Source organism: Verrucomicrobiia bacterium, from assembly GCA_026414565.1.
In the GTDB taxonomy this organism is placed as follows: Bacteria; Verrucomicrobiota; Verrucomicrobiia; order Limisphaerales; family Fontisphaeraceae; genus Fontisphaera.
The window spans coordinates 47,307-53,885 of the sequence record JAOAIT010000012.1 but is presented as its reverse complement, the minus strand read 5'-3'; the positions used below and the strand labels follow the sequence as shown (position 1 = coordinate 53,885).

Annotated in this window: 3 protein-coding genes; all 3 read left to right on the top strand. The window is 63.3% G+C overall.

Going from position 1 to position 6,579, the window contains the following annotated elements; genetic code table 11:
- Positions 1-40 precede the first annotated feature (40 nt).
- From N3J91_03310 to N3J91_03300, 3 genes are read left to right on the top strand one after another with little or no spacing between them, the layout of a single operon-like run.
- Positions 41-4,003 (top strand): hypothetical protein, encoded by a 3,963-nt coding sequence (locus N3J91_03310; GenBank protein MCX8155475.1) that lies wholly within the window; start codon positions 41-43, stop codon positions 4,001-4,003.
- Between the two features lie 9 nt (positions 4,004-4,012).
- On the top strand, positions 4,013-4,831 hold the full coding sequence (locus tag N3J91_03305) for a rhodanese-like domain-containing protein (GenBank protein ID MCX8155474.1): 819 nt from the start codon (positions 4,013-4,015) through the stop codon (positions 4,829-4,831).
- Between the two features lie 24 nt (positions 4,832-4,855).
- Positions 4,856-6,484, top strand: coding sequence for a hypothetical protein (locus N3J91_03300; GenBank protein MCX8155473.1), 1,629 nt, complete (start codon positions 4,856-4,858; stop codon positions 6,482-6,484).
- Positions 6,485-6,579 lie beyond the last annotated feature (95 nt).

The following is a 6,579-nucleotide window of genomic DNA, read 5'->3' as shown; positions in this document are numbered from 1 at the left end:
CGTTCTTTCACCCGTGAGCTTTTGCACGCATTGGCCGACCATGAAACATCTGCTTAAAACGACCCTGGCGCTAGGCCTCTGCCTGTTCTGGCCCTCCGTGCATGCCCAGCAACAATTTCAAGGCGTTTGTTCCACGGTCAAAATTGTCATCCAGCAGGAGCTGACGCTCGAGCGCATCGGCTTTGAAGCCCTGCTGGAAGTCACCAATAATGATGGCCAGGATCCCATCACGGACTTTTCGGCGGATTTGACCTTTGAAAATCCGCTGCTCTCCACCAATGGGGTGGTCAATGACGCCGCAAGCCTGTTTTTTGTGCGCGCGCCCGAGCTGCAGAACATCAACAGCGTAACGGGTGATGGCGTCATCCAGCCCACCGCCAAGGCCGTTGTCAAATGGTTCATCATCCCCAAAATCGCCGCCGGCGGCACCTCGCCCAAGGGTATCCAGTACCGCGTCGGTTGCCGCCTTTCCGGCCGGATGCGGGGGGTGGAAATTCCACGGGAAATCCTCTTTGCCATTCCCGACACCATCACGGTGCGGCCGGAGCCGCAGTTGCAAATCACCTATTTCCAACCCCGTGATGTGCAGGGGGATGACCCGTTCACGCCGGAGGTGGAAAGCCCCATTCCCTTCACCCTTGGCGTGCTGGTCAAAAACGTGGGCTATGGCATGGCCAACAAGCTGAAAATTGATTCCCAGCAGCCCAAAATCGTCGAAAACCAAAATGGCCTGCTGTTGATTGCGCGCCTGCTGGGCGCGCGGGTCCAGGACAGCCCGCTCCGCTCAGCCAGCCTGCTGGTGGATTTGGGCGACATTCCTCCCGGCCAGACGCGCAAGGGGGCCTGGGATATGATCACCTCGTTGTCGGGGGAGTTCATCGAATTCAAGGCCTCCTACAAGCACGCCTCGGACCTGGGCGGGGAGGAGACGTCGGTGATCACCTCGTTGAACGCCCACTTTATTGCCCATGAAGTGATGAACGACCAGCCGGGCCGCGATGAGATCAAGGACTTCCTGGCTGATGTGGATCGCGATCCGGCCATGATTCCCGATACTTTGTTTGAAAGCGAAGGCAATGAGACCCCGGTCTATTATGCCACCAACGCCACCATCTCCCCCTCCCTCGCTCCCGGCAACACCGCCGTCATCCAGCTTCAGGCCGATGTGCGCGGCTGGAATTATTTGCGGCTCACCGACCCCGGCCAGGCGCGGCTTAAAATTGCCAGCGTGGTGCGTTCCGATGGCAAAATCATCAACACCAACAATTACTGGACCAACATCCGCTACACCCGCATCGGCAACATCCGGCAGAATTATTTCAACCTACTTGACCTGGTGGATTTGGGCACCTACAGCTACACCGTCACCTATACCGCCGGCGGCGTGGATACCAACCCGCCGGTGACCACTTTGCGTTTTGTGGGGCCGGTGACCGAGGCGGGCGGACGGTACTACCTGACACCACAGACGCAGATTTACTTCACCGCGGAGGATGCCAACCCGGTGTCCATGTTCTACAGTCTCACCAATGGCCCCTTTGTTCCCGCCTACCCCTTCTGGTTGACTTCGCCCGGCCAGTACAGCCTGCGCTATTACTCGCGGGATACGGCCGGCAACACGGAGGCCACCAACCAGGTGATGTTGGTGATTTCCGGTGAGGCCACGCTGGACTTCGCGCTGTTTGCTACGCCGGTGCCCCAGCTTCAAGCCTCCGGCGACGCGCTGTCCATCCGCCCCAATGCGGCGCCCATTGTTTTCCAGGCGGCGCCCAATCCTGCCGCCGTCAATGCCACGCTGGATATTTTCCAGGGGGTCATTGGCTGGGCCACCATTTCCAATGCGCCCTCCTCGCCCACCGCCAGCACCAGTGCCTCGTTGCGGGTGGGCGGGCAGCATGTGGATTACTACAAGTACCGTCACAACGGGGGGCCTTGGAGCGCGGAGTTCCCGGTGGAATCACCCCTCCAGCTCAGCGGCCTAAGCGCCGGTCCCCAGTTGATCGAGGTGCTGGGCCGCTCTCGCTACGGCGCTTATCTGGATGCCAGCCAGGCGGCACGGGTGAGCTGGACTGTTTCCGCTTCCGCTCCCGCCACCACTCTCACCGGCGCACCGGCCACGCCCACGCGATGGCCCCAGGCCTCCGTGCAAGTGGGCGGGCCGGGGGTTTCGGCCTATCGGTGGACGTTGAATCAGGGGTATTACCGTGCGGAAGAGCCGGTGACAACCCCACTGAATCTCACCAATGTTTCGCCGGGCTGGCAGACCCTGGCAGTCATTGGCCGCACCAATGGCGTGTGGCAGGGCACCAATAATGCCACCACCCTGCAATGGTGGCATGATCCGCTTTACGGTTTCGCGCAACCGGGGCTGCCCCTGGTTCGCAGCGTTGCTTTCACCAACATCGGCACCGCCGAGCAGCAGTGGATTTGGGATGCCCGCGGCAGCAATGGTGTGGTGGTCATGCCTGGCGCCTATACTGTGCGCCTGACCCTGGTGGATGCCTTGCAGCGCACCAATTTCCTCACGCGCGTGATCCAGGTGGGCGACCTCAGCGGCCCGGCGGCGCTCGTGGCGGAGGCCGCCCGTGGCGCGCGCAATCCTTATGCGCGTGGCTGGCTGGCGGTGTGGCAGGATCAAAGCGACGGCAACTGGGAAATTTATGCCCAGGACTTGCGCACCAATGGCGCCCCCATCCGGAAGATCACCGAAACCGTGCTGAACCAGGAAAACCCGCGGACGGACGGCCGCTATATTGTCTGGCAGGGCCGCCAGCCCAACCGGACGTGGGACATTTATATCCAGGACATGCAGGACACTTTGCCGCCGCGCAACATTACTTCCACTGCCACGCGGGATGAAGTCAATCCGGCGGTGCACTGGCCCTGGGTGGTGTTTCAGACGCGCAGCGCCGATGCACCCAATGCCCCGTGGCAACTGCGCGCCTGGAATGCAGTGACAGGGCAGACCATCGCGGTCTCGCCCTCATCGCAAGATCAACTCGACCCCGACGTGCGCGATGGTCAGGTGGTCTGGCAGGATTTCCGCGACGTGGGTTACGGCGAGATTTATTACCGCCATCTGGAGACCGGCGACTTCCGGCGCATGACCACCGATCAGTTCGGCCAGTACCACCCGGTCATCGAAGGCCCGTGGATTGTCTGGCAGGACAACCGCCACGGGCAGGTGGAGCTCTATGGCTACGATTTGCGCCGTGGAGTCGAGGTGCGTCTGACCCAGACGCCGGAGGATGAATCCCTGCCCTTCATCGAGGGCGAGTGGGTTTTGTGTCAGGAGTCATCCCTGGGCTCCCTTACGGGCAACCTGCGCCTGCTGCATCTGCCTTCGCGCCGCCTGGTGCCGGTGACGCGAAGCGCCACCTTCAAGACCCGCCCCGCCCTGGCCGGGCGCGTGGCCCTCTGGCAGGAGGCGGAGGGCAACGCCCACTCCATCCGCATGGCCGAGCTGCCCAGCCTGCAGGGGGTGTTTGAGAATCCCAACACGGTGGCGGTGACGCCGGCCCTGGCTACGGCCCATCCGCAGGTGTTCAGTTTGTTGGCACTCTGGCAGCAGCAGGCCGGCGTGGTGGAAATCTCCCGTTTCACCGCTTTGGCGCCCACCCCTGTACGCGAAACGGCGTATTGGAACAACGGTGCGCCTGCCGGGGTCAATTTCACCCTGACGCCCGGCACCTTTTTGTGGGTGAAATTCCCGGAGGCCCGCGTGGTGGATTTGGGCCTCAACCCGCAAACGCCCTTGCAGTTGAGTGCCGGCCTGAATGTGGTGACCTACGACAAATTCCCCGGCAACTACTCGGCCTACCAGTTGTTGCGCCAACTGGGCGCCGACAAGGTCCGGGCGGTCCGCATGTTGGATGCAGCGCAGGGCCGTTGGGCTTTGGCGGAAATGCGTGCCGGGATGCCGGTGGGCGAGGACTTCCGCATTCCCAAAGTGGCTGTGCTGATGCTTGAGCTGCTTAATCCCGTGAGCAACTTTCAACCCTGATGATGCCTTATGATGCTTAGAACCCTTGGTTGGTTGTGTGTGGTGGTGGGCGTGGCCGGAGTGGCCCGCGGCCTCGAGCCGCAGGAGCTGGCTGCGTTGTTGGCGGCCGGTGAAAAAATCACTGTGATTGACGTCCGCTCCACCGCCTTGTACCAGCGCGGCCATCTGCCGCAGGCCATCAACATCCCGGCGGCTTTGTGCCCGGACCGCCAGTTGCCGCCCCTGGGCCGCGTGGTGGTGTATGACGAGGGGCTGGGCCAGACCAACGCAGCCTTTGCCCTGGAGGCCCTGAATCGCAAGCCGGGCATTCGGGCGGAAATCTTGCGGGGCGGTTACGCCGGTTGGGAAACCACCCAGCGCACCGTGGCGGCGCCCCGCGGGGCGGCGCGCGAAGAACTGCCCGTGATCACCTATCAGGGACTGGAGCAAACCACCGATCGCGATGTGGTGCTGGTGGATTTGCGCACCGCTCCTTCCACCGCGCCCGCCCGCGGCCTGGCGGCGCCAGCCCAGCCTGAAACGCCATTGACGGACTTGAAAGCTGTTTTTCCCCGCTTTCCGGTGACGCAATCACCGCTGAGCCTTGCGCAACGGGCCAAAGCGGAAAAGTCCACTCCGCCGCTGCTGGTGCTCATTGATCGCAATGATGGCAAGGCGCAGGAGACCGCCCGGCTGTTGCGGGCGGCCGGCATGACGCGGTTTGTCATCCTGGCCGGAGGCGAGGAAGCTCTGGCCCGCCGAGGCGAGCCTGGTTTGCAACGGGCGGGCAGCGGTTTGCTCACCGCGCCGGCGCCGGTTGTCACCCCGCCAACTCCTCCAGCCCCTTAACCCTGATTGCTTATGATAAAACCCATGGCTCATGCGTCGTTCAGCCTGGCGGCCTTGTCCGCCCTGACGCTTTGGATGAACGCTTTTCAGGTGCAGGCCGCGGCTTACACCAATGTGACGGCGGTGAACGTGACCCCTTCTTCCTTCACGGTCGTTTGGGGGGCGCCGCCAGAAGCGGATTTATTCCTGCGGGTGGATGCGGATGCCGGCGGCGTGACCAACTTGAACGGCCAGGTGGCCGTCGAGTACCTGCCGTTGCGGGCGGGCAGTCCCCTCGCCATCGGAGACGCTGCGCAACGTTTAAGCCGGCAGGCCCTGCGTCAGAAAATCCGCGAGTACGGCCTGGCTTCCGCTTCAGTTAGCGGTTGCCGCCCCGGCACGACTTATTACGTGCGGGCTGCGATAGTGCGCCATGGGGGCACCAATTATTTCCCGGCCCTGAATGAAGCGCCGGTGGCGGTAAGGACGGCCGGCGAGGTCACCTTGGTGCCGGAAGCCGTGCAGCTCTTGTTGGAGGTGCCGGGTCAGACTGTGGCCGGCCGCCTGGTGCTGTTGACTCATCCCCAGGCCGCCTGCCCCCTGGCCGCCGTGGTGGGAGATGGGGCCGCCTCCAACCAGGTGGTGTTCAGTCTGGCCGAGCTTTTGGAGGCCTCGGGTTGGAGCAACTTTACCGCCACGGGCAGCCAGGTCTTTCAGGCGCAAGTTCTGGGCGGCGGCTCGGAGGGCGGGGTGACCCAGACGTTTCCAGTGGAGTTTACCGGCGCTTTCAGTGTGGCCCGCTCCCAGCTTGCCACTTTTGGCAGTGAATTGGGCTCCTTCAGTCTGGGCTCGCTGGTGATCCAGGCCGGCCAGACCGGCAGCGTGCCGGTGATGAGCTTTTCTACGGTGGGCGTGGACCAATGGAGCGCCGAGGTGGAAATTGAGGATGGCCATCTGACCAATCTGGTCCTGGTGTCCCTGGCCGCTGAAGTAGATCCCGCGCAAGTGGAATTGAGCCAGACGGCGCCGCATACCTGGCGGCTGCGCGTCGCCTCCCGCTCCGGGCAGGTCTTTCTGGGTGAACAGGTGTTGTGCCGCCTCCAATTTGTGGCCTTGACCCAGGTGCCGTCGGCCTTTGTGTCGCTGCGGGTCTTCAATGTCAGCGCCCGCAAGCCGGGTGCTTCTTTGGTGCCGGGGGTGCTCAGCCAGAACGGGCGCGTGGTGGTCATTGGCCGGGAACCGTTGCTGGAACCGCGCCGCCCGAGCGGTCCCGGCCGGGAGCTGGTGGTGTATGGCAACCCGTGGGCCAGTTTCCTGATTGAAGGCACCGCCGCCCTGGGGAGCGGCTCCTGGCAGGTGCTCGCCCGGTTTCCGTCCACCAATCTCGTTTCCGTGGTAAGCGTGCCCAATGACCCTGCCATCCGCTTCTATCGGGCGGCGGAGTTTCAGGCCAATCCGCCCATCCTGGCCTTGGGCCGATCGGGCGCGGGGCTGTCGCCTCTGCTGGTTTTTGGGCAGACCTCCAGCAATTACATACTGCAATACAAGCCCAGCCTTTCCGCCGCCGTGCCGTGGCAAAACGTGGCCTCCTTCACCCTGACCAACTCCTTTGGTTTCATTGGCGGCCTGGCCCCCACCAACGCCGCGGGCTTTTTCCGGCTGGTCAAGCCGTGACGGCGCCGGGGCCGCAGCGTGGCGCGAAGGAACTCACCGAGACCGGCTCAGGGCGGCCCGGGTAAGCGGGGGAAAAAGCTCCTTGACTTCCACCC